General features: G+C 45.2%; 20 protein-coding genes. 13 read left to right on the plus strand and 7 right to left on the minus strand.

What is annotated here, in order from left to right:
- Positions 1-22: 22 nt before the first annotated feature.
- From DLM76_RS07575 to DLM76_RS07585, 3 genes are all read right to left on the minus strand, one after another.
- Entirely contained in the window at positions 23-2,482 is a 2,460-nt protein-coding gene (locus DLM76_RS07575; protein WP_118964819.1) for a hypothetical protein, read from the minus strand.
- A complete protein-coding gene (locus DLM76_RS07580; protein WP_118954173.1) occupies positions 2,475-3,896 on the minus strand; it encodes an alcohol dehydrogenase catalytic domain-containing protein in 1,422 nt (473 codons plus the stop codon). Before DLM76_RS07580 ends, DLM76_RS07575 begins: the two co-directional genes overlap by 8 nt.
- A gap of 77 nt (positions 3,897-3,973) precedes the next feature.
- Positions 3,974-4,750, minus strand: a complete 777-nt coding sequence (locus tag DLM76_RS07585; protein WP_118954172.1) for a class II glutamine amidotransferase — start codon at positions 4,748-4,750, stop codon at positions 3,974-3,976.
- A 121-nt stretch (positions 4,751-4,871) separates the two neighbouring features.
- Here DLM76_RS07585 and DLM76_RS07590 point away from each other — a divergent pair, with 121 nt between their 5' ends.
- The 13 genes from DLM76_RS07590 to DLM76_RS07650 all read left to right on the plus strand — a co-directional run bounded on the left by DLM76_RS07590 (position 4,872) and on the right by DLM76_RS07650 (position 20,032).
- Complete coding sequence (locus tag DLM76_RS07590) at positions 4,872-5,978, plus strand: glycosyltransferase (protein WP_118964820.1); 1,107 nt, start codon at positions 4,872-4,874, stop codon at positions 5,976-5,978.
- Positions 5,975-8,740, plus strand: a complete 2,766-nt coding sequence (gene polA / locus DLM76_RS07595; protein WP_118964821.1) for a DNA polymerase I — start codon at positions 5,975-5,977, stop codon at positions 8,738-8,740. Before DLM76_RS07590 ends, polA begins: the two co-directional genes overlap by 4 nt.
- 152 nt (positions 8,741-8,892) lie before the next feature.
- Entirely contained in the window at positions 8,893-9,681 is a 789-nt protein-coding gene (locus DLM76_RS07600; protein ID WP_118964822.1) for a DUF1554 domain-containing protein, read from the plus strand.
- A gap of 5 nt (positions 9,682-9,686) precedes the next feature.
- Positions 9,687-10,007: a Bor/Iss family lipoprotein gene (locus tag DLM76_RS07605; RefSeq protein WP_118954168.1), complete on the plus strand. Its 321-nt coding sequence runs from the start codon at positions 9,687-9,689 to the stop codon at positions 10,005-10,007.
- Positions 9,998-10,909 carry an OmpA family protein gene (locus DLM76_RS07610; protein ID WP_118964823.1) on the plus strand — a complete coding sequence of 304 codons (912 nt, stop codon included), beginning with the start codon at positions 9,998-10,000 and terminating at the stop codon, positions 10,907-10,909. The genes DLM76_RS07605 and DLM76_RS07610 overlap by 10 nt, the downstream gene beginning before the upstream one ends.
- 71 nt (positions 10,910-10,980) lie before the next feature.
- The gene (locus DLM76_RS07615) at positions 10,981-11,925 is read left to right on the plus strand and encodes an aldo/keto reductase (RefSeq protein ID WP_118964824.1); all 945 of its coding nucleotides are present in this window, start codon (positions 10,981-10,983) and stop codon (positions 11,923-11,925) included.
- Positions 11,926-12,211: 286 nt separating this feature from the next.
- Positions 12,212-14,206: a methyl-accepting chemotaxis protein gene (locus DLM76_RS07620; protein WP_118964825.1), complete on the plus strand. Its 1,995-nt coding sequence runs from the start codon at positions 12,212-12,214 to the stop codon at positions 14,204-14,206.
- A gap of 125 nt (positions 14,207-14,331) precedes the next feature.
- Positions 14,332-15,492 carry a LamG-like jellyroll fold domain-containing protein gene (locus DLM76_RS07625; protein WP_118964826.1) on the plus strand — a complete coding sequence of 387 codons (1,161 nt, stop codon included), beginning with the start codon at positions 14,332-14,334 and terminating at the stop codon, positions 15,490-15,492.
- 11 nt (positions 15,493-15,503) lie between these two features.
- The gene (locus tag DLM76_RS07630; protein ID WP_118964827.1) at positions 15,504-16,355 is read left to right on the plus strand and encodes an alpha/beta fold hydrolase; all 852 of its coding nucleotides are present in this window, start codon (positions 15,504-15,506) and stop codon (positions 16,353-16,355) included.
- A gap of 153 nt (positions 16,356-16,508) precedes the next feature.
- Positions 16,509-17,312 (plus strand): histone deacetylase, encoded by an 804-nt coding sequence (locus DLM76_RS07635; RefSeq protein WP_118964828.1) that lies wholly within the window; start codon positions 16,509-16,511, stop codon positions 17,310-17,312.
- 145 nt (positions 17,313-17,457) lie between these two features.
- Complete coding sequence (locus DLM76_RS07640) at positions 17,458-17,802, plus strand: PilZ domain-containing protein (protein WP_158586015.1); 345 nt, start codon at positions 17,458-17,460, stop codon at positions 17,800-17,802.
- Between the two features lie 265 nt (positions 17,803-18,067).
- Positions 18,068-18,847 carry a GNAT family N-acetyltransferase gene (locus tag DLM76_RS07645; protein ID WP_118954600.1) on the plus strand — a complete coding sequence of 260 codons (780 nt, stop codon included), beginning with the start codon at positions 18,068-18,070 and terminating at the stop codon, positions 18,845-18,847.
- A 93-nt stretch (positions 18,848-18,940) separates the two neighbouring features.
- Positions 18,941-20,032: a hypothetical protein gene (locus tag DLM76_RS07650; RefSeq protein ID WP_118964829.1), complete on the plus strand. Its 1,092-nt coding sequence runs from the start codon at positions 18,941-18,943 to the stop codon at positions 20,030-20,032.
- Positions 20,033-20,215: 183 nt separating this feature from the next.
- Here the strand turns inward: DLM76_RS07650 and DLM76_RS07655 are convergent, their stop codons facing one another.
- From DLM76_RS07655 to DLM76_RS07670, 4 genes are read right to left on the minus strand one after another with little or no spacing between them, the layout of a single operon-like run.
- Positions 20,216-20,911, minus strand: coding sequence for a glycosyltransferase family 2 protein (locus tag DLM76_RS07655; RefSeq protein ID WP_118964830.1), 696 nt, complete (start codon positions 20,909-20,911; stop codon positions 20,216-20,218).
- A 2-nt stretch (positions 20,912-20,913) separates the two neighbouring features.
- Positions 20,914-21,705, minus strand: coding sequence for a hypothetical protein (locus tag DLM76_RS07660; protein ID WP_118954158.1), 792 nt, complete (start codon positions 21,703-21,705; stop codon positions 20,914-20,916).
- 12 nt (positions 21,706-21,717) lie between these two features.
- Entirely contained in the window at positions 21,718-22,815 is a 1,098-nt protein-coding gene (locus tag DLM76_RS07665) for an LIC_10450 family protein (RefSeq protein WP_118964831.1), read from the minus strand.
- Positions 22,809-23,216, minus strand: coding sequence for a hypothetical protein (locus tag DLM76_RS07670; RefSeq protein WP_425528926.1), 408 nt, complete (start codon positions 23,214-23,216; stop codon positions 22,809-22,811). The genes DLM76_RS07665 and DLM76_RS07670 overlap by 7 nt, the downstream gene beginning before the upstream one ends.
- Positions 23,217-23,353 lie beyond the last annotated feature (137 nt).

Below are 23,353 nucleotides of genomic sequence, written 5' to 3' on the forward strand. Positions count from 1 at the left end.
AGCCGGAATTGAAGCGGAATGATTAGAGGAGATTTCCCCAAGGATCGATTTGATGATCCACCGCATACAATCCGGGTGCGACGAGTTTTCCTTTTTTGGATTGATCCGCCATTCCCAATGCCGCGGAAGCGAGTTGCCCTATGATCGCGTCCATTCCTTCCGTTGGAACCCCGTAGAATAAAAAGTTGATCGGACTCAAGTCGCTTAACAAAAAGAAAGTCTTTTCGATTTCTTTCCCGTCTTTCGAAACGTTGAACGTAACCTTCCCGCCTTGATCGATTCCCGATTGCGGATCCAAGATGCGATCGAATTCCAAACGAGCGGGATAACCTCCGATCTTTTTGTCCTCGGAAAACGAAAGTTCGTCGAGCCAGTGGATCAAATCGGTGTATTCCGCGGTTTTGGTGGAACCGGAAGCGATAAGGATTTTCGATTTTGTTCCGTTCAAAATCAGATCTTCGAAATGTTCTTTTTTGAAAATCGAAATGCCTATGACTCCGAGAATCAGATCTCTGGAAAGAAATTCTTCCCTTGCGATTTCGTCTATCGTTCGATAGTCGAGATTACCCGGTTCGGAAACTTTCAAATCGACTTGAACCAAGTCCTGATTCGTATCGTGAAGCCGTGATCGCAGATATTTGCACAAGAACGTTCCGATGTTTCCCTTTGCTCCGAGAATCAGGATCTTTCTCGAAGACAAGATCATTCCTTGTCCGTTTAAAATTGCCTCGATCGCGCTGAGAATGGAATACGCGACTTCTTTGGATTCTTCCTTTACTTTTTGGTTCGAGATCGCGATGGAGAATGCCGGTAAAAAGAGTTTTTGATTTTTGTCCTGAACGCTTTTGAGTCGATCGTAACCGTTGCGCGTATGTTCTACCGAACCGATCAAGGTTTGCGATAAGAATTCTCCGACTTTCAATTTCGGCGCCGTCCGGTTTACGGAATATTCTTTGCAGAGAAACTCGACGTCCTTGCCCGTGATCGCGAATTCGTTGAAGAACGGCGCGATATAACCGCCGTCTTCTACTAAGATCGTCTTTTCCTTTTTTTCATACGAATCCAAAAGGAGATTTAGGAAGAGATGTCCCGAAAGAAGTTTCATCGCGTCGAAGAAGCCGAGCTTTTCCTCTTCCAAACGGTCGTAAAGATTTTTGAGTTTCGAAGAATCGCTGTAAAGCGGCGATACGGAATAATAGATCTTGTTTTTCGGTCCGACTTTGAGTTGAAGCCCGGACATATAAAAATGATCCGTGGGAACGTCCAAAAGAACGTCCAAATACGCGGAAGGAACCACGCCGCCGTATTTTACGAAGGCGACGGTGAGCTGTCGGGAACCGAGTCTGCGAAAGGTTTCGATCAACGCGACGATTTCGGATGTGATATGGTGTATTAGAAAAACGTTAAATCCCGTCAAATCGAAATCGTGATTCTCCTGGTTCGCGATTTTTTCCAGGATCGGCATCCGCTTGAGATAATGATTGAGATCGAGCGTTGTCCGCTTGGCGTTGAAGCTGAAGTTCAACACGCGGTCCAGTCGCGAAAGATCGATATAAACTCCGGTTTCGTCCGTAAGTTGAACGAGAACGGTGAAGCCTTCTTTGAGATGTTTTGTTATTTCATGATCTTCTAATACAAGAAAGATCTTTTTAAACAAGGGAAGGGCCTCGATCGGATCGGTTTTGACGATCTCATCGGAAAAACGTTTATCCCAGAAAACGCTGATCTGATCCAACTTTCCGAGAGGAGTTTTTTCGATTTGTTCGAATACGCGGGAAAAAGAGCGGTTCTCCTCGACGTAAGATTTTTCTCCCCTTTGGGCCGCGCTGAGAATTCCGTTGTTAATCGCTTCCGCGATTTTCGTACTTCCCGCGATGAAGATTCTGGAACCGATATCGTCTACGACTACGTGCGGAACCGCGGTAAGGTCGATGTTGGCTCGATCGTAATTTTCGACCGTTAAGCGAAAGAAGAATTCTCCCGGTTCCTTTTGATTGGGAACCCGTTCCAAGATGAATTGATAGTCGATGTTTTCGTTGGGGCTCGCGTGATGAAAGGGAAACACGAGCGCGTAGATCTTGCAGTTCGCCGGATCTTCTCCGTAAAATTCGGGGTGGATTTTTTTCGCCCAAACCTGTCTTTGAAACGTTCCGAATACGGTTCTTAAATGATCCTGAAATTCTTCCTTAAAAAGAAGGATGTCCTTTAAAACTCCGGCTCTTGCGTAAATTTGAATATAACCGATATGTAAATTCAAAAGTTCGCTGTTGATGTTCGGATTGATCTTGTAGAAGATCGTGACGTCTCCGATTCCGTTTTGGACTTGTTCGAAAACTTCTTCGCCTAAGGTTCTGGAAAGAATGGAAAGGCCCGTAAAAATGCGGAGGCCTCTGAGATCGAGATCCCAAATTCCTTCCTTGCCTTCCTTCAGATTCGATCCGAGGGAGGTTTCCAATTCTCTTGGAGATGAGGAGTTAGGCATGTTCGATCACTACTTTGATGGCTTCGGGCGTATGAGCCTTGGTGAACGCTTCCGGAAGATGATCGGGAGAATACGAATGAGTCACCATGTTTTTTTCCAATGCGTCGGAAACCTTTTTGTTTTCCTGAAGGAGTTTGATCGCCAGGTGAAAATCTCCGCATCGGGAAGAATGGATCGATTTATCCGCATTCAAAAACTCTAATAAAGAATTTCCTTTGGATTCTCCTTTGAAAAGGATCGCGCTGCGAGGACGGATCAAAGAGTTCTCGTGTCGTGGATTCGGACGAATGAGAAGATCGATTTCTTCAGCGGTTCCGGCGATTCCCAAATCAAAACGGGGAACATGTCCTTGAAAATCGGGCGATTCCAGAATCTTCTCCGCTTCTTCAATGCTTCCGTAATATACTTTAAAATGAGAAGGCAGATCCAGTTTGCCGACGCTCGGCGCGACGTAAACGGTTTGATTTTTGCGATTCTCCTTTTCCCAGTGAAAGTTCAGATTTTCTTCGCTGAATTTCAAAACGGAAAGTTCGTCGACCACGAGTTCGGTGAGCTTTTTGACTCCGAACACTTCCTGGCCGTTCGTCGTTTTGAGATGCAATTCTCTATTAGAAAGTTTTAATGCACTTTCAAATCCGGAGGTCGTGCTGGTCGTATCGTAAATGATCGCGAAACGATCTTTGAGAGATTCTAGGCTTTCCTTTCTGAGATCGATCGCTTCGTCCGCTCCGAGATTGAGGGAAAGTTTGAGAAGATGATCGTGTCTTGCGAGCGCCGTAATTTTGAATTTGATTTTGGAAGAAGCGCGAAAAGCGTCTAACGCGGCTATGACGAGGCTGCCCAATCGTCTCGGGCCGAGAACCGCAACGTTGTCTCCGTTCTTCGGTGGAGAAGCGATCACGGCTTGTAAAGACGCTGCGAACGGTTCGATGAGAACCGCGGTTTTATCGGGAAGATTTTGGAACGGGATCGCGGCGTTCTGCGGCGCTAAAATATAAGGGCCGAATCCTCCGGGCAATCGATCGATTCCGAGGACTTTCCGTTCGGGGCTGTGGGACGGAATTCCTTCTTCACAAAATTCATCGGAAGGGACTTCTCCCCTTGCTTCGTACGTGTCGTTGATTTCGACCACGTATTTTTGTTTGATTCCGTTGTTCGCTTCCACGTCTTCCGCGATCACTTCGTGTCCGATCACTTGCGGAAGCGGGAAGGGAAGAAATCTTCGGGAAAGATCCGTGGAACAAACTCCGCAGAGTTTTGATTTTAGAAGCTTATAACCGGGTCCGAGATGAAGATATTCCTTTCCGTTTCTGGAAATGTCCCAACCTTTTTCCAGGCTTCCTTCGAACTGATAATCGGCTTTTTCAAACGTGTCGTCCGAACGATAGTCCATGGCTTCAAATTGGATTTTCATACATTACCCTTGGTTAGACAAAGAATCTTGGAATTTCGGTCAGTGTAGAATTCGGTTGGATTCCGACAAATCCATTCTCATCGATTGGAGAATACGATTTTGCCCTTTCTCCAGACTTGAAACTGTCCCGGTTCGCAGATCGTCCATTCTTCGTTGGAAGTGAGAGGTCGAGTCGCGATCACCGTGACGATATCTCCGGGTGTTGTGACTTTTCGAAAGTCCACGCTGAGGTCCGCGTCTACAAGCCGGGCTTTCCCAAACGGAGATTTGCGGGTGATCCAGGAAAGTTTGGTCGAACAGAATGCGTAGAGATTTTTTGAATCGCTGAGAAGGATATTAGAAACTCCTTTTTGATGGAGTTCCGTCATCAGTTGTCCGATCGTTCGGAAGAGTTCTGTCTCATTGCGGGGAGAATTCTTAAATTTCTTTTTGAGTTTTCCTAAAAGCCAGCAAAACGCGTATTCGGAGTCCGTACTTCCGACCGGGAGATAATCACCGAGGGATTCGTCCTTGATCTTTTTGAATTGTCCATTGTGTGCGAAGGTCCAATAGGAACCCCAAAATTCCCGCACAAAGGGGTGTGTGTTTTTGAGTTCGACCTTGCCTCGATTCGCTTTGCGGATATGGCTGATTACGGTTTCACTTTTGATCGGAAGTTTTTGGACAAAGGCGGCGATTTTGGATTCTACTCCGGGTTCCGGGTCATGGAAGACGCGAAGCCCTTTCCCTTCGTAGAATGCAATTCCCCAGCCGTCTTTATGAGGCCCGGTCTTTCCTCCTCTTTGAACGAGGCCGGTCAAACTGAAACAAATGTCTGTCGGAACATTGGCGCTCATACCGAGGAGTTCACACATGATTCTTCCTTTAAAATTGGTTTAATATATTAGAATATTTTTCGTAAAAACAGAACGTTTCTGTTCGGCGATTTTTCAAGGATTCCTTGCAGAAATGGACAGGCAACTGGAAACTGAGCCGGTGATTTTGCATATAGATACGGAAACAGGCTGGAGAGGAGGAGAAAGGCAACTTCTTCTTCTGGCAGAAGGATTAAAGAAGCGAAAGATCCCACAACTCATCGTGGGCAAACCCGGATCCGCCTTGGAAGGACGGTGTTCCGACCATGGACTTCCATTCCAAGCCATCGACATGAAGGGAGAATGGGATCTTGCGTCGGTCAAATCGATCCGCGCTTTGGTTCAGGAAAAAAAAGTAAAACTCATCCACACACACACGGCAAAGGCCCACACGCTTGCTTTGTTTGCAAAATCAAAACTCCCCGAAACGAAACTCGTCGTCTCCCGACGAGTCGACTTTAGCATCCGAAAAAACTTATTTTCGATCTGGAAATACAAATCCAAAAGAAACGACCTCTTCCTAACCGTTTCCAATAAGATCCGCGAAATACTTTTGAGGGACGGAGTCGATCCGGCAAAAACCGTGACCGTTCACAGCGGAATCGATTTCTCTTTTGCGAAAAAACTTCCCGATCCGGCAAAATACAAAAAAGAATTCTCGATCAAAAAGGACACGATCGTGATCGGAAACGTGGCCGCGCTCGTGGATCACAAGGATCAGAGAACTCTTTTGAACGCGGTCGCGAAAATCGATTCTTCCAAAAACTTCAAAGTGTTCCTCGTAGGCGAGGGTGATCTTAGAAAAGAATTGGAAACGCTCGCAAACACATTAGGAATTTCTGATAAAGTCGTTTTTACCGGTTATCGCATGGATGTTCCCGATATACTTTCCCTATTCGATATTTTTACTCTAACCTCCAAGGAAGAAGGTCTCGGAACCTCGATTCTCGATGCGATGGCGGTCGGACTTCCGATCGTTGCGACAAAAGGGGGAGGAATCGGGGAAATGCTGACGCACGAAAAAGGCGCCTTTCTCGCCGAAGTGGGCGACGCCGACGCTCTCGCAAAATATTATGAAACTCTAATGGATGACGTGAGACTCCGAAAAACGTTCGGAAGTTTCAATAAGGAATCGGTAAAACGATTCTCCATCAAAAACACGATCCGTAAAACGGAACTCGCGTATTATTCGTTCCTGGGCGAAGAACTTTTCGGAGAAAAAGAATGAAACGTCTTCTGATCATCGACGGACACGCGTTCGTCTTCCGTGCGTATTACGCCTTTGGAGCCTCCAATCTCACGAATTCCAAAACAGGAAAACCGAGCGGAGCAACATTCGGTTTTTTTAAAATGCTTTTTAAGCTGCTGCAGGATTATGCGCCCACCCACGTCGCGATGACCTTCGATCCGGGCGGTCCTTTGGAGCGCGGAAAAACCTTCGAAGAATACAAAGCCAACCGCAAACCGATGCCCGAAGATCTGCGTCCTCAAATCAAAGAGGTCATGGAGACTTTGGAAAAGATCGGGTTTAAGGTCTTGAGAATGGAAGGTCACGAGGCGGACGATATCATCGGAACCCTCTGCGAAAACTACCGTGCGACCGCAAAGGAAATTCTGATCTTTTCCGGAGATAAGGACTTATATCAATTATTAGAAAAAAAGAATATTAAAATGCTCCGCGGTAAAAAGGGAGTCACCGAATTCGTGGAAATCGATTCCGCCTGGGTCAAGGAAGAATTGGGCGTGGACGTAAAACAAATTCCGGATTATATGGGAATCGTCGGCGACACTTCGGATAACATTCCCGGTGTAAAGGGAATCGGAGACAAGGGCGCTTCCAAACTTCTTCAAGAATACAAATCCTTAGACGGGGTTTATAAGAATCTCGAGAAAATCAAAAATCCTTCGATGAAGACCAAGTTGTCGGAACAAAAGGAAAACGCCTATCTTTCCAAACGACTTGCGACGATCCGCAGGGATTTGGAATTAGGAATCACCGAAAAGGATATCGAAACGCCCGATTACAAATCGGACCAAGCGATTCTTTATTTTAAATCTCAGGGGTACAACGTTCTTTCGAAAGATCTCGCGAAATCGGCGGGCAAAGAAGTTCCCAAAGACGCGGAAGTCGCCGATGCGACATCGGCTGAAACGGACGAAACTAAACCGATTCCTAAAGGCGAAAAAGGAACGTATCGACTCATCACGAGCGTGGACGAACTTTCTAAAATCTGCAGGGGACTTTTGAAATCCAGGGTTCTTTCGGTCGATACGGAAACCACTTCGCCTAACCCAGTTATGGCGGAACTTCTGGGAATTTCCTTTTCCAATCAGGAAAAAACCGGGTTTTACGTTTCCGTAAAAAACAACGCATCCTTGTTTCAAGACAAGTCTTTGACCTTGGACGAAGTCAGGGAGCATCTCGGTCCGGTTTTATCCAGCGAAGTTCCCAAGGTAGGACAGAACATCAAATACGATCTGATCGTATTAGAAAATCATGGTTTTGTGTTGAAGAATATTCAGTTCGATACGATGCTCGCTTCCTACGTTTTGCGGCCCGAAGGAAGGCGTCACAACATGGACGATCTTGCAAAAGATCTGCTGAACTACGATACGATCACCTATGACGATCTCGTTGGAACCGGAAAAAAGAAAAAGGAACTGACCGACATCGATCCCGAACAGGTCGCCGAATACGCCGCGGAAGACGCGGATATCACGTTCCGTTTGTATCAAATTCTCAGAAAGTCGATCAAAGAATCGGGAGTAGAACCGATTCTCCGCGATATGGAAATGCCCTTGATTCCGGTTCTTGCCAAGATGGAAAAGACGGGAATCGCACTCGACGTTCCTTACTTCGAGGAATTGGCCCGCGACTTCGATCGTGAGATCCGCCATCTCGAAGGCGAGATTCATAAACAAGCGGGCGGACCGTTTAACATCGCTTCAACGAAAGAATTGCAGAAGATTCTTTTCGACGATTTAAAACTCAGAGTCGTGAAAAAGACGCAGACCGGTTATTCGACCGATCACGAGGTTTTGGAAGAACTCGCGGGAGAACATCCGATCATCGAAAAACTTCTGGATTACAGAAAATACACAAAGCTCAAATCCACGTATGTGGACGCTCTTCCGAAAATGGTAAATCCTAAGACCGGAAGAATTCACACGAGTTACAATCAGACGATCGCCGCGACGGGAAGACTTTCGTCCACGGATCCGAACTTGCAGAACATTCCGATCAGGGACCGGGAGGGAAGACTTTTAAGAAAAGGCTTCGTCGTCGGTTCGAACGATTATGAAATTCTCAGCTTGGATTATTCCCAGATCGAACTTAGAATCATGGCTCACGTCTCTAAAGATGCGGCGATGCTCGACGCATACAATCACGGCATCGACATTCACAAAAGAACGGCCGCGGCTTTATACGGAGTCGCTGAAAAAGACGTTACGCACGAGATGCGCGATAAGGCGAAAGTAGTTAACTTTTCCGTAATATACGGAGTTACACCGTACGGTTTGAGCCGAAATCTTAGAATTCCGAGAGACGAGGCGAAGTCGTTTATAGAACGTTATATGACACAGTATCCCGGCGTAAAAGCGTATATGGATTCGATGGTCGAATTCGCCGAAAAGAACGGTTATGTTCAGACTTTAACGGGACGCCGCAGGCCGGTTACGGATATCAACAGTACGCACAAATCCGCGAAAGAAGCCGCCAAAAGAATCGCGATCAACAGCCCGATTCAGGGAACAAGCGCGGACATGATTAAGATCGCGATGATCAAAATCCACGACGAGATCGAAACGAAAGGATACAAATCGAGAATGCTGTTGCAGGTTCACGATGAGTTGGTCTTTGAAGTTCATAAAAAAGAGAAGGAAGAGTTCAAGGCTTCCATGAAAAAGCACATGGAGACCGCAATGCCTTTGGATCTTCCGATTCTCGTCGAAGGAAAGTTCGGAGTCAACTGGGACGAAGCCCACTAAAATCGACACAAAGCCGTTGATCCAAGAAACGTAATTTCTATGGATTTATAAAGAATAAGAAGAAAAACCGTTCAGTCCGCATTATCGGTCGTTCATTCCCTTTTCGAGAAACTCGTTCGAAGGTTTGCAACTCGATCCGTTGTTGGATTGTTATGTTTGGTGCAACTCTTAACTTCTTATATAACGGGAAAAAAATAAAATTCCCGTTATTTCTTTTTCTGATTTTATTCATTCAAATTCTTTCGGTTTCCTGCACGATTTGGCCCGTTGTGACCGCCCTTGCGGCGCCCCAGTCGGGATCTTCGAATGATAACGGTTCTCTCGTTCTGCTCGCTATTCTGCAAAACGGAACAACGGGTTCTTCCTCCGCTTCAGAAAGCGCTGGTGGGAGTGTCGGTTCAGGTTGTTCGCAGAGTAGTAGTTGCGCGATATTTTTATACAATCATCCGTTCGCTATCGGCGGAAATTGGGGAGGTATTTCGGGGGCAGATGCAAAATGCGCTTCGGGTGCGTCGGGAGCAGGTGCTCCCGGAGATCCGAATAGCTACAAGGCGCTTCTCATGGCCGAGGATGGAAGTCGAAATCTTACCACCGACTGGGTATTGTATCCCAACAAGGTTTATAAAAGTATAAGCAATAGCAATCTGACTGTCACGTCTACGGATGCCAACGGACAATTTATTTTTCCGGTTACGAATACAATCACCACGACTGCGAATGGGGTGTATACGGGAATCGACACAAGTGGAGCTACCTGGGTTCCTAAGACCGGACAAACCTGTTTGAGCGGAGGGGTATCTTGGACCTCAACCTCGACTGTTGTGAACGGCTCGTTTGGAATCAGCAACGGTAACGGCTCCTTAGGTAGCGCGCTTGTGGATGATGCGGGATTGGGATTTGCTTGTAACAATACCCTTGTGCTCTACTGCGTGCAGAGGTAAATAGAATGCGAAGAATAGTATATTCCGGAATTATAATTCTTTTATGTTTGCAAACCTCTTTTTGTCAACACGCGCGGGTGGAAGTGGCGCCCATCGCGGCCAAACAAGCGAAAACAAAAGAAATCAATCGTGAGACGATCCTGTTAAAACAGAATTATTATTTGATGGGGCTTCTTCCCCGAAAATTGGAATATTCGGAAGCTCAATACTGTCCGGAACGTGGAATCAAGGAAGTTCATCAATATTCTTCGTTTACGAACATATTGTTCGAACAAATCACGATCGGAATTTATTCCCCCCGTTCCTTGGAAATCGTATGTCACTGATCGGAGTTCGATATTCATATTCAAAAAATGGAATGTATTTTCCGCGACTGACGGTTTTGTCTCTGCTTTGTTGTTTCGTTTTGGCTTGTCATCAGACGAACATCATCCCCGCCAAATTTCCGAGAGCGGGAGAATCCTTCAAAGGAGCCAGCTTCACGTCCAGAAGTTATGTGCTCGGATATTTCGAGGGAGGACACGATCGAGCGGAATGTCCGGAGGGAATTCAAAGTTTTAAAATTTTCAGGAGTATATCCGATTTTTTTATCCATATTCTTTTCGGAGGCGTATACGACACAAGAAGCGTGGAAGTCGAATGCGTTCGTTCGAAACTTGATCTTGATTCCATTTTGAAATCCAATTCGCTCGTGTTAAGAGGGGTTTATTTCCGATCCAACTCGGATCAGATCGACGAGCATTCTTTCGAAATTCTGGACGAGTTGTCCTCCATTCTGAAAGAAAATCAGAACTTGAGAATCGTGATTTCCGGTCACACCGATTTAAACGGAAATCGGAAACAAAATCAGATTCTTTCCATGAAACGAGCCGCTTCCACAAAAGCGTATTTACTTTCGAAAGGAATCGATTCGAGCCGCGTGGAAACGCGAGGTTTCGGTTCGAACAAACCGATTCTCCGTCGTTTGGACGAGGTGGCTTCGTTTCAAAATAGAAGAATCGAAGTTCAAGCGATAAAGCAGGACGAGATTCTTCCTTCCAAAAAAAGAATCGAACCGATTTCGGATGACACCGAAACATACGCGTCCGTCGTATTTCTAGGTAACGGTCAAAAGTTGAAGGGAAATATAACGGATCAAACGAGAGACGAAATCCATCTCGAATACAAAGGCGCCGTACAAATCATCTCGAAGAAAAAAATCCGCAGAATCAGATACAATCGTCGATAGAGTTCCGTTTTTTCCTTTTATCTTCCGATCTTTCGCAGTAGATTTTCGTTTTAAAGGAAAGAATAAAACGTATGAATTCGATTTCACGTTCCGATTTTTTAAAACGAAGCGCGGCTTTCGCGTTCGCGGCCGGCTTGGTCGAAATTCCGTATCGGAGTTTATTCGCAAAGGAAGGAGCTAAGATCTTGGAAAGAACGATTCAGAAAAGCGGAGAAAAAATTCCTTCGATCGGACTCGGGACTTGGCAAACGATGGATGTCTCGAAAGATTCTTCCGAACTCGAATCCTTAAGGGCAGTCTGGAAAGAATTTATAGATGCCGGCGGAAGGGTCGTCGATTCTTCTCCGATGTATGGAAGAGCTGAGGAAATCGTGGGCGTTCTTTCTTCCGAGCTTTCCGAACAATCGAGAAAGAAAGTCTTTTACGCCACCAAGGTTTGGATTCGAGGAGAAGCTGCGGGTAAAGCACAGATTCAGTCTTCTTTTGAAAAATTCAAAACGGATAAAATCGATCTATTCCAAATTCATAATTTAGTGGATACACAGACGCATCTTCGAACTCTGCGATTGCTACAGGAAGGTGAAAAGATCCGTTATATCGGGATCACTCATTACGTTTCTTCCGCGTTTGCCGAAATGGAAACGATCGCGAAGAATGAAAAAATCGATTTCATTCAGATTCCGTATTCGATCGCAACTCGAGCCGCAGAGGAACGTATTCTCCCGTTTGCGGAGGCGAACGGAATCGGCGTCCTTATCAATCGTCCCTTCGAGGAAGGAGAACTCTTCCGCAGAGTAAAAGGTAAAAGCGTGCCTGCGTATTTTAAAGAATGGGATTGCGATTCTTTCGGCCAGGCGTTTTTGAAATTCATTCTTTCTCACACGGCGGTTACCTGTGTGATTCCTGCGACTTCCAAGGTTTCTCATCTCAAAGACAATCTAAAAGCGGGTTTAGGAAAACTTCCCTCGGGTAAGGATCGGGAAGAATTCAAAAAGCGTCTCTTGCAAGAAATCTGATTTTTGAATTCGATTTGATTGCCTTGCGTTCAAAGTCCACGATTGATTTATGAATCTTTGGTGCGACTTAATCATATTCAAAATTTATAATATTATTTGATCCTTGAACTCGATTCGAACATTAGTCCTTTTTGATTATTTTTAATGGACATTTTAATCAAAATAGATTATTCTTTCTTCCTTGATTCTCTTAGAATTATAATTTAAGAGATGGAGAATTATCGTTCGGTCTTTTCAAAAAAAGAATTCCGAAAACATTGGCTTTAGAACTAGCGGGGAGTTATCCATGCGTCGAAGCAGTCTCAAATTTATTCTATTGATTTCAGGAATTACAATTTTATTCGCATTAACCTGTATCGTTTCCGGAGCGGCTTATTTTTTCGGCAGAAAAAAGATCACCGAAAACTATCTGAGCCAGATGCGAAGCGTCATCGGCGTTGTGGGTTTGGAATTCGACGCGTTTTTGACCTCTCATACCAATATCGCTTGGACCATCGCCAAAGATCCGCGGACCTTGGAATCGATCCGATCCGGAGCGCCCATTGCCGGAAGTTTCTATCAGGATCTAATGCAGCGGTACGGAGTATATGAGAATATCTTTATATGCCGTTTGGATGGAGATTCTAAGATCATCGCGGACGGTCGGGGCGGGGTGACGATAGGTTTTAAACTTTCGGAAGCGGGGATCGAAAAAAGTTTACAAGCCGCCAAGGAAGGAAAGATTTATCTGGCAAAGGCCCGGAAATCCCCCGTTACCGGTTTAGCGGTCTCTCTACTTTCCGTTCCTATCTTAGAAGGAAATCGTCCGATCGGACTTGTGGGCGTTGCCCTTTCCTTCGATTCCATTTCGGAAAAAATCATCAAAGAGATTAAGATCGGAGAGCAAGGATATGTCTCCGCCGTCGATCACGACGGATTGATCATCGCGCATCCTAAGAAGGAAATGATTTTAAATTTGGACGTTTCCAAAGAGTCGTACGGTCAGACCATGCTTGCTCTTAAAACGGGAGAGACCATGGAATTTACGTACAACGGAACGGATCGATATGCGATGATCTACCGTTTGGATAACTGGAGAATTTCGATCGCGGCTATTCAGCCGAAAACGGAAATCCAGGAATCTCTGATCGGACTTTTGGTATTAATCATCTTGTCCGGTTCGGCGACCGCTTCGATTTCCGCGTATCTTCTCTATCTCCTTTTGAAAAAACGTCTCAGTCCTTTGGAAAACGCGAGCAAATTGTTTAAGACGATGGCGGAAGGAGATCTGACTTCGGATATCAAAGTGGTTTACGAAGACGAGATCGGTTCTATGAGCCGCGATATGAATTCGTTTATATTCAGTATTCGTAATTCGTTAAAGGACATTCAGCGTGTTTCGACCGAGCTCGCGACGGCTTCGGAGGAATTGACAGCTTCTTCCGATTCGTTCGCTTCCGGAGCGCAGGCGACCGCGGCTTCCACCGAGGAAATGTCGGCGACCGTAGAAGAGCTTTCTTCCGGTATGGACAGCATCGCTTCGGGGACCGATCGTCAGTATAAAAACATAGTAGAATTTCATAATAATATAAAAAACCTTTCCTCCAGCGTAAGAGAGATCGGTCAGGAAATCAAACAAGCCCTCGAACTGACTCAGAATATCTCCTTGCAAGCGGCAAAAGGAGAAGAATCCCTCAGTCAGATGAAGACGATGGTTCAGAACATCATCAAATCCTCCGGAGAAATGTCGGCGATCATCGGAATCATCAACGACATCTCCGATCAGACCTCCCTCCTTTCTCTGAACGCGGCGATCGAGGCGGCGAGAGCGGGAGAAGCGGGCCGGGGTTTTGCGGTCGTTGCGGAAGAGATTTCCAAACTCTCGCAAAAAACCGCGTCTTCCATCAAATCGATCAGCGAAATGATTCTTCGAAACAATCGCGAATTGGATTCGGGAGCGAGCGGAATCGAGTCTTCTTCCGAAGTCATTCACGGTATTATTAAAAGTACGGACACTGTTTCCAAAGCGATGGAAAAGCTGTTCGAAATCACGAGTTCGCAGGAAGGAATCAATCTACAAGTCGCCGAAAACGCGGACGAAGTCGGAAAGGACGCTGAGTTCGTAAAACAGGCGATGGACGAACAAAAACAGGCCTTTCATGAAATCACGCAGGTCATCGTTCAGATCAACGATCATACGTTGGGAACCGCTTCGGGGGCGGAGGAAATTTCGGCTTCGGCGAAAAGCCTCGAAATCTCCGCGGAAAATCTGCGAAGGATCACGGATCGATTCATCGTATAAAGAATTTATTTCAAAAAGACGCATTCAATTCGTATAATAGTTGTTTTTTGCGATTTCTTCTGTAGGATCTGAATCCGCTGCCGATCGTTCTATCAGGAACGTCGTGCGGAGGATTGGAATTGAAAATGAAATCGCTCACGGCATTTCGCGTACTGTATGTATTCGTTTTATTTCCGCTCGTACTTTGTAAATATGATCCTCAATCTTCTTCGATCCCGGAATTGAGCTTCGGATTTACGCGGATTACCACGTCGTCCGGACCTTCGGGACCGATCGCGGCTTCCATCAATCAAACGAACTTTTCCGCGGGTGCGGCATACGATTTTCAATCGGTGTTAAACGGATTCAAATCTCCTTCCGCTTCGATTATCATCACGAATTCTTCCGGCGGAGACATTCAAATTCCTGCATCTAATTTCCTAAGTCTAACCGGATCGAACGCGTCCGATTTTGTCGTTGTTGGAGCGCCCACAGGGACGATCGCGAACGGTTCGAATGTAAACGCTTCCATTTATTATAACAGCGTTTCACCCGGGATAAAAACGGCGACTTTAACGATTCAACCGGGAGGAAACATTTCGCCCGTCAGTGTTTCTCTGCAAGCTACGGGCGTTGCGAATTATTCCGGAAATTCCCTGACGATGCAGTTTGAAAGCATGTCATTTATCGATATATCCGGAAACGGTAACGGCGGAATTGTAACCGGTAATTTCGGGGGAACGATTGTTCCGGGAGTGGTAGGCAATGCGATTCGTCTCGGTTACGGTCCCTTTCCTACATTCGATTACATTGATATTCCCGATTCTGCCGGAAGCAACTTTCACTTTGCCGGAAACCAATCGTTTAGCGTCACCGCTTGGATTTCTCCCGATACTGCGTCGGTCGGAACCATTTTCGACAAGTCCGAAAACAACGGACCGTTTTCGAATTTGATTTTCGATTTTCATGCGAGTAACGGCAGTGTGGGCGTGATGTCCTGGAGAGAAGGCGATTTCAGCGAGGGGTTTAGTTGGGTCGGTCCGATTATCGGTTGGCATCACGTAGCCTGCGTTTACAATCCTAGTTTAGGAAATCCGAATACGACTTTATACCTTGACGGAGTCGCCGTTCAAAGCGGATATTTATTTTCATCCACATTCGCGACGGCGAATTCCTATCCCGCCAATATCGGAAGATTTAGGAGAGACGCGAGTCAATTATATGTGGGCCTGATCGACGAACTTAGAATTTATTATCCGGTCGCATTGACCGCCGCTCAAATTCAAACGATCTATAACAGCCGTTAAACGGAGAATTTATGACTTTAGAAGAATGGAAACGTTCCGGTTCGACCGTCGCGTATCAAAATTGGAAAATCTTTTGTAAGGAAGAAGGCAAAGGGGAGAATCTTCTGTTGATTCACGGATTTCCGACCGCGTCCTACGATTGGGAAAAAATCTGGAAACCTCTTTCCAAAAAAAGAAGACTCATCGCTTCGGATCTGCTCGGATTCGGATTCTCGTCCAAACCGGAAATCGATTATTCCATTTTTTTACAGGCGGATATCATCGAAAAATTGTTAAGCGACAAGAAGATTTCCGAAGTAAAGATTCTCGCGCACGATCTGGGAGATACCGTTGCTCAGGAACTTCTCGCGAGATTTATCGAACGTAAAAAATCGAAAGCAAAAGGTTTGAAGATCAAGGCCGTTACTCTTTTGAACGGAGGAATTTTTCCGGAATCGCACCGGCCTAGATTTATCCAGAAATTATTGAATAGTCCGATCGGATGGATTCTTTCCCGACTGATGAATCGTAAATCCTTTCAGAAAAGTTTTGCCGCGGTTTTCGGACAAAACACGAAACCGAGTCAGGAAGAATTGGATCGCTTTTGGGAATTGGTTGCTTCCGACGGAGGAACCAAGATCGCGCACAAACTGATACGATATATCGAGGAACGAAAAACGAATCGAGAACGTTGGGTCGGAGCGATTTTAAATTCTCCCGTTCCCGTTCGAATGATCAACGGAGTCGACGATCCCGTCAGCGGCGCTCATCTCATACAACGATTTAGGGAACTATCTCCTTCGGCGGATATCGTCGAACTGAAAGGCATCGGTCATTATCCGCAAGTGGAAGCTGCGGATCGGGTTTTGAAATCGATTCTTTGAATCGACTTTGATAAAGATCAAGAACCGCATCTTCGATTTAGAATCATTCTTTTTCGTTCGAGGGATTCTCCTTGAAAAAATGGAATGCTAAAAGATCGTGATTGAATCGGGGACAAAAGAAGATTTTCGATCGGAGAATCTTCGATTCTTTTCATGGCTAAATCAAGTTACAATAATCCTAGATTTTTCGACTTTGTTTACGATGAATTTTTAGCAGCGGCCGTCGATGATTCCGATTCTTCGTTTCAGGAAGGAATTCTGTTTAATTCCTTAACGAGCGAGAATATTCTGGAACTCCTCGAAATCACGGGAATTCTTCCCGAGATCAAAAAGAAAGGATATCAAAAAGTTCAGCTCGAGATCACCGGTATGGGGCAGGATTTTCAAAGACTTGCTCTCGTTTCCGAGAAAGAGATTCTTCTTCATCTTCGTCTTAGCATTCAAGAATATCGATTGGAAATCAACGACTACTTCTTTAAAGAAAAGTATCTGATCATCAACTGGCTGCAGACACGTCATCCGAAATCGCCGTCCATGGATAAGAGCCGGCTGTATCCGGGACAGGACGTTCCGGGTTTGGGAATCTTTCATCAGATCTCCGACTTTATCGGATTTCTGATCTTGTCGCTTCGTTTGAACGGAGCGGTGATTCGTCCCGAATACTTTCACGATGCGGTTTTGTTTTCTAAGAAGTTCCATTTTCTAACTCCGGAAGCGCAGGCCTTGTTCATCGCTTTGCGGAGGGATTTTAAAAACGAATCGATTCGGGGAATCTCCACCTTGCTTCATTCCGGGAAGATCCGCGATCATAAGAACGTTCTCGAATGGAAAGCTGTGGAAATGATTTTGTTTTTGGAAAAAACGCTGAATGCGTTCGTCTTTAATAAGAAGTTCGACAAGAAAGTATCGAAGATCTTGGATACGATTAAGCTGAGCAGCGTTGAGTCTCCAGTCTAAATTCTAATCCTTTGGGTATAGTTTTATTTTCGAACACTTGATTGCTTATTTTGATTTATAAAAAGCTACAAAAAGAACTTGTCTTTCCAAACTGTTGATTTCAAAATCTGACTTCGTCGAATTCTACATGAACACGAGAGTCACCATGGATCACAGAAAATTTCCCCGAGTATTTCCGGCGGCGAACGAAGTCATCGAGGTTCAATTGATGGGCCTGAATTTTTTGGATATTCTCAATGCGAAGGATATCAGTATCGGCGGACTCGCGATCGAAGTTCCTCATCTGTTCGAAGGTTGTGATTTGAATTCTCCGATCCAAATGATTCTGACTCTTCCCGGAAGAAATCCTCTGAAACTTTCGGGCAAAGTAAAACGCAAGGTCGCAGCTCCGGAAGCTTCTTTGTTCGGGGTCGAGTTCTCCACTTTGGATGCGAAGGCGAAGTATCTGATTGAAACTTACATTCAATCTAGAATGCAGATGGCTTCTTGACTTTTTAGTTTTGTTTGATTCATAACGCTTCCACTTAGAATTCGATTTTAATTCGGAAATAAAAATCGATCAAACTTTCCCCGGCGGTTTGATGAGGTTCGGGAACGATCGCATTTCGAACGTTTCCGAAGAATTCGAATCGTTTTCATAAAATTCCATTCCCCACTTTTTCTCCATTCGAGTCACCGGAATTTATTTTCCATGTAATCTAAACGTAACCGGAACGAATATGATGTTGGATAATTTAAAACCGAAGGATGCTGCTATGGGAACAGGTTTTGTAGAGAACAAGGTTAAAACAGAACGAAAGCTGGAAGTTCGGATCGCCGAAAACCAGTTGGAAATAGAGCGCACTCTCGCACTTCGTTATGAAGTATTCAATCTGGAATTAGGGGAAGGTCTTCCTCAATCCGCCGCTACTCGCAAAGACAGGGACGAATACGATCTCTTTTGCGATCACCTGATCGTGGTCGATAAAAACCGCGACGATAAGATCGTAGGCACGTATAGAATTCTCCGTAGATCGATCGCAAAAAAGAACTTAGGTTTTTATTCGGACAACGAATTCAACATCACTAAGATCTACGAGTTGGACGCGGAAACCGCAGAGATCGGAAGAAGCTGTGTTCATCCCGAATACAGAGACGGTTCCGTGATCTCGATGCTCTGGGCCGGTCTTGGAACGTATATGCGCAAGCACAACGTTAGATACCTTTTCGGCTGCGGTTCGATTCATCATACGGACGCTCAATCCGCAAACGAAGTCTATGCTTATCTTAAGGAAAAGAACGCCCTCGCCGGAAAAGAATTCGACGTGACCCCGCTTGCAGGCTTCGAGGTTCCGGGTTTCGATCCGAATTACGCGATCGACGACATGAAGACGGTTCAAAAAAGAATTCCCGCTCTCATCAAAGGTTATATCCGCGCAGGATCTCAAATCTGCGGAATTCCCGCTTGGGATCAGGTCTTCAAAACCATCGATTTTTTTATCCTCTTCGATCTCCGTGACATAGAATCCAAATACGAAAAACGTTTTCTGGATTAAAACCGCCTCTACATCGCACCGGAACCCCCTTGACGGGAGTTCCGGCGTTTTATTAGTATCTTTTTAAGCGCAAGCTTAGAGATATCCTTTCCGATGAAACAAAACGAAATTGATTTTCAACATCCTAGTAAGAAGGATCAGATCCGATTTTATTCCCTAGTCGCGATCGCCGGAATTCTGATGGTTGTCGCTTATCAACTAGGATCTCCTTCTTACTATTTGGGCTGGTTCGCGTTTTTTATCAGCGCGTTTTCCGTCGCCGGAAACGACGCAGTTCAGACTGTGGGAACGTTTATCGAAAGCAAGCGGGCGGTTCATTGGATTCCAAAGCTCCTCGTTTTAGGCGGAACCGTCGTAATTATCTTTTTGGGCGCTTGGGTCTTTAACGATTCTCAAGTTCACTTCGGACGTTTGGAAAGTTTTCCCGAAGTCAGACAATTCAATCTCATCCAACTTTTAGCGCCGCTCATTCTCGTCATTATCACAAGATTGAAATCTCCGATCTCGACTACCTTTTTGATCCTCGGTTTGTTCGGCGGAAGCAATATCGAGAAGATGCTCACAAAGTCCTTTTTCGGATACGGGATCGCGTTCGGCGTTGCGATTCTTGTCTGGGGAATTCTCGTGAAATTCGATCCGAAAGAATATACGGAAGACCACGTTCCGGATCCCAGAAGCGAAAAAAGATGGGCCTTGTTTCAATGGTTGTCCACCATTTATCTTTGGATCGCTTGGCTTCGACAAGACGCGGCAAACATCGTAATTTATCTTCCGAGACAACTTTCGCTTTTAGAATTTTCTCTCGCGATCGCGATGCTCGTGGTGGCGCTCGGAATCATTCTTTATACGAACGGGGGAACGATTCAGGAAATCGTCACCGAAAAATCGGACATTCAATGGTCCAAGGCCGCAACCATTGTGGACTTGGTTTACGGAACGATTCTGATCGTTTTTCATGAATGGAGTAAGATGCCGATGTCCACGACTTGGGTCTTTTTAGGAATGCTCGCAGGCCGGGAAATCATTTTGAACTTTATGACCTTTCGGGATCTGCCGTATCTCGAAACGTTTCGTAAAGTAGGGAAGGATGTTTTACTTGCGTCGATGGGAATCGCCGTCAGCGTTTTTATCTTTATTCTCGCTTCCCAGATTTATCCCGAAACATCCGCGGGTTTTTTGAAGTAAGAATAAAAACCGGAATTCCGACCATTTTAAAAATGGATCGAAGTATATCGGTAAAGTGTTCATCAAGAATTTAGGGAACTTGCTTTCGTAGTAGTTCCCACATTTTACGTGAGAACCTCGAACTTGTAGTAGATCCTACATTTACGGTAGAACTTCAAATTTTTTGTAGGAGTTCCTACACTTTCAATCCCAAAGATTATATCTTAAAATGCAATAAATCGCTCGAAAGCCGTCCTTCCAGCCGATCTTTTTTCCTTCCGCATAGGTTCTTCCGTAATAGGAAATTCCCACTTCAAAGATACGAACGTCCGGAATTTTTGCCACCTTTGCGGTGATTTCGGGTTCGAAACCGAAACGATTCTCCTTGATTTCGATGGATTGAATGATTTCCCTTCGGAACGCTTTGTAACAAGTTTCCATGTCCGTTAAGTTGATGTTGGTAAACATGTTGGAAAGAGTTGTGAGAACCATGTTTCCGATACGATGCCAATAATACACGACTCGATGCGGACCGCCTCCCAAGAATCGGCTTCCGAAAACGACGTCCGCCTTTCCCTTATAAATCGGATCGATTACGCTCGGAATTTCAAACGGATCGTATTCCAAGTCCGCGTCTTGAACGATTACGATGTCTCCCGTCGCCGCTTTAAAACCGGTTCTCAGAGCGGCTCCCTTGCCTTGATTGACTTCATGAAAGATCATCTGATCGACGAGTTTTTTAAATACGGGAGTCTGAAGAAGATCTCTGGTTCCGTCCTTGGAACAATCGTCGACGAGAATGATTTCCTTGTTTTTGATCGGAACTTTTCGAACCGTTTCCAGAATATTGCGGATCGTATTTTTTTCGTTATAACAAGGAATGACGATGGAAACTTTCATATTTACCCCAGACCGGTGATCTCAGCCATTCGGAAATCGCGGATGATCGTTTCGGCTCTTACGATTATTTTTTCAAGAGCGATCCCGAAAACCAAATTCTGATACGACTCGACCGCCTTGGGGAATTCTTTCTCGTCGATTTTGACCGAAAGAGTTTCGGAAACACGGTTCTTATTCACGCATTCTTGAATCGAAGTGATGATTCCTTTGAGAGCGAGGCAGACTTCTTTTAAAATATTCTGACCGTCCTTTTCCATCGCGCTTTGATTTCCGTTTGCGTCTAACAATGCTTTGACGTGCTCGTTGATTCGAATCGAAGGCAAGCCCCTTCTGCTGATTCCCATTCTTTCGATGATCGTGATGGCGTCTTTAAAGGAGGAGAATTCCGGCGTTCCTTTGAAGATATAAATCAAGGCGGGAAGCTCCGTTTCCGCAAAGGAAAGAATCGCTCCGTAAAAGTAGCGGATCTCGGGTTTGGCGAGAGGATGAAAATCGATTCTCTGGTATTTTTTGAGTCTGGCTTCCTGTTCCTCGAGGATCTTGTTGATCGTATCGCCTTTGGCGGCTTGTTTTTTATCTTCGAGTTCCTTGTGTTTGGTCTTCAGAGTTTCGATGAATTGAATCTCGTCTTTGAGAAACTGAGCGAGACTTCCCTTCTGTTGAAGGATCATCGTCAGTCTGGATTCGAACGCTCTGAGATCGAAAACCTTGGGATTCTTTTTTGAATTTTCGGTGTATTCCGCTCTGAGCTTTTCGAGAACGGCTTTAATTTCGGCGCTTTGTAAGGGTTCCATAGGAGATTTCTCCTATTCAGTATCGACCCATCTTTCCAAGGAGATAAGCAAAGAAGATATATCTTCGGAACAATAGAGAAGAGCGGTTCTCGAATCCCGGAACATCTGCTGTTGGTTGTAAGGAAGTTGTTTGATGTGATTGTCGTTTTTGGTGTTGAGAACGTTCAAAGTGTTCAAGACCATCTTCTTCAGTTTTTGAACCAGACTCAGCATCATTTCCTGCATTTCCCAAAGGGTAACGAGTTTGAGTTTTTCACTATCCAAACTTTTGGACTGAAGAATCTGCTTTCTGGAAGATTCGTATTTTGCGGTGTAATAATTGACCGATCTAGGATATGTGGTCAGCTCTTTATGATAGTTCACGATCTTATCGAGCTTTTGAAAAAACTCGATGTCGAACTCTCGGTTGAGGTTTCCGATGATGTTCTTGTTTTCCGAAGGATCTCCCGTGATTTCGAAAATCTTGGAGTTCTGGAGATTGTTGAGAACGGAATGAATTCGATCCTTGATCTTAGTGAGTTCGGAAATTCTTTTCTCGATCATGTTCGAATCTCCGATCGAGGAATTGGAACCGTATTCCATTCTAAGGGAAGAATCCCCCGAATCACGGTAGGAGGAAGAAGGAACCGGGTGCTCCATGATGTTCAGATCCATTCTTCCCAAATCCAAATTGGAAGTATCCTTTGCCTTGTGCGGATCCCAAGCGGGTTCTTGAAAGATGCTTTTCTGAACCGCGGCTTCGTTGATCGCAGGACCCGATTCGTTCGGTTTCGGAATTTTCACCGAAGTCTGTTGCTGGGTCTTTGCCATGATGTCCTGAAGCGAAAGTTTTTTCACTTCGGGCGGATGAATCGGTTTTGTTACCGATTGGCGTTGCGGGTGATGTGCGGCCGCAGTCGGATGCGGAACATGTTTGTGCTTTTGAGCTTCATTCGGAGATTCTAATGTGATTCTTACGAACTCGGCTCTTCTCGTGTTGCGGTTGAATCGAAGAGCGAAACGATTCCCTTGTTTATCGATGAACTTTTGATTCATCTTATCCAAGGAAAGCGCGTTGGGGTCGACGGAGGAAATGGAATCGACTACGATGTATTCGGATTTTTTCAACATGAGAATTCTTCTCCGAAAGAGGAGAGCTGTCTAGGATTGGTCGAAAAAAAACCGCGATCCGTGTCGAGAGACCGGAAATTATTTTCCCCCGCCGGGGCAAAATAAAAATCCAAATACGCGTTATGAAGAATTTCTTCCATTATCGAATAGAGCGAACGGGAGCAATGGAAACAGTAAGTAAAGATTTGTAAATAAGAAGTTTCCTGAATTATAAACGAGGCGGAAACTTTTTCACGTTCCATCGACAAAAAACACCTCCCGGCTGCCTCGAAGTCCCGCAGATAGGAAATTCCCAGTTCCGCAAGTTCCGAAAGATCGACTTCCTCTTCTTGAAGACGGGAAAAAAAGTCCCGATCCAATGGAATGGTCAGAAAAATATTTCCAAAACGATTTTGATTCATTCTATTTTCTCCGCTGGAAGCGGTTTCGATGGGTGGATCGAAGGTTTAGCAAGCGGAGTCTTTTCGGAGTGAATTTTCCGAGAATTACGGCGTACGGTACGGAATTTTCCTAGAATTCATTTGACAGGGGGTAGGGT

It is taken from the genome of Leptospira yasudae, from assembly GCF_003545925.1.
Taxonomy (GTDB): domain Bacteria; phylum Spirochaetota; class Leptospiria; order Leptospirales; family Leptospiraceae; genus Leptospira; species Leptospira yasudae.

What these genes read in the sequence shown, in the direction of transcription:
- DLM76_RS07670 (WP_425528926.1), bottom strand. Translation starts at nt 23,216, where the DNA reads ATGAATCAAAATCGTTTTGGAAATATTTTTCTGACCATTCCATTGGAT.
- DLM76_RS07615 (WP_118964824.1), top strand. Translation starts at nt 10,981, where the DNA reads ATGAATTCGATTTCACGTTCCGATTTTTTAAAACGAAGCGCGGCTTTC.
- DLM76_RS07635 (WP_118964828.1), top strand. Translation starts at nt 16,509, where the DNA reads ATGGCTAAATCAAGTTACAATAATCCTAGATTTTTCGACTTTGTTTAC.
- DLM76_RS07580 (WP_118954173.1), bottom strand. Translation starts at nt 3,896, where the DNA reads ATGAAAATCCAATTTGAAGCCATGGACTATCGTTCGGACGACACGTTT.
- DLM76_RS07665 (WP_118964831.1), bottom strand. Translation starts at nt 22,815, where the DNA reads ATGTTGAAAAAATCCGAATACATCGTAGTCGATTCCATTTCCTCCGTC.
- DLM76_RS07625 (WP_118964826.1), top strand. Translation starts at nt 14,332, where the DNA reads ATGAAATCGCTCACGGCATTTCGCGTACTGTATGTATTCGTTTTATTT.
- DLM76_RS07575 (WP_118964819.1), bottom strand. Translation starts at nt 2,482, where the DNA reads ATGCCTAACTCCTCATCTCCAAGAGAATTGGAAACCTCCCTCGGATCG.
- DLM76_RS07645 (WP_118954600.1), top strand. Translation starts at nt 18,068, where the DNA reads ATGGGAACAGGTTTTGTAGAGAACAAGGTTAAAACAGAACGAAAGCTG.
- DLM76_RS07600 (WP_118964822.1), top strand. Translation starts at nt 8,893, where the DNA reads ATGTTTGGTGCAACTCTTAACTTCTTATATAACGGGAAAAAAATAAAA.
- DLM76_RS07640 (WP_158586015.1), top strand. Translation starts at nt 17,458, where the DNA reads ATGGATCACAGAAAATTTCCCCGAGTATTTCCGGCGGCGAACGAAGTC.
- DLM76_RS07650 (WP_118964829.1), top strand. Translation starts at nt 18,941, where the DNA reads ATGAAACAAAACGAAATTGATTTTCAACATCCTAGTAAGAAGGATCAG.
- DLM76_RS07660 (WP_118954158.1), bottom strand. Translation starts at nt 21,705, where the DNA reads ATGGAACCCTTACAAAGCGCCGAAATTAAAGCCGTTCTCGAAAAGCTC.
- DLM76_RS07605 (WP_118954168.1), top strand. Translation starts at nt 9,687, where the DNA reads ATGCGAAGAATAGTATATTCCGGAATTATAATTCTTTTATGTTTGCAA.
- DLM76_RS07610 (WP_118964823.1), top strand. Translation starts at nt 9,998, where the DNA reads ATGTCACTGATCGGAGTTCGATATTCATATTCAAAAAATGGAATGTAT.
- DLM76_RS07620 (WP_118964825.1), top strand. Translation starts at nt 12,212, where the DNA reads ATGCGTCGAAGCAGTCTCAAATTTATTCTATTGATTTCAGGAATTACA.
- DLM76_RS07655 (WP_118964830.1), bottom strand. Translation starts at nt 20,911, where the DNA reads ATGAAAGTTTCCATCGTCATTCCTTGTTATAACGAAAAAAATACGATC.
- DLM76_RS07630 (WP_118964827.1), top strand. Translation starts at nt 15,504, where the DNA reads ATGACTTTAGAAGAATGGAAACGTTCCGGTTCGACCGTCGCGTATCAA.
- polA (WP_118964821.1), top strand. Translation starts at nt 5,975, where the DNA reads ATGAAACGTCTTCTGATCATCGACGGACACGCGTTCGTCTTCCGTGCG.
- DLM76_RS07585 (WP_118954172.1), bottom strand. Translation starts at nt 4,750, where the DNA reads ATGTGTGAACTCCTCGGTATGAGCGCCAATGTTCCGACAGACATTTGT.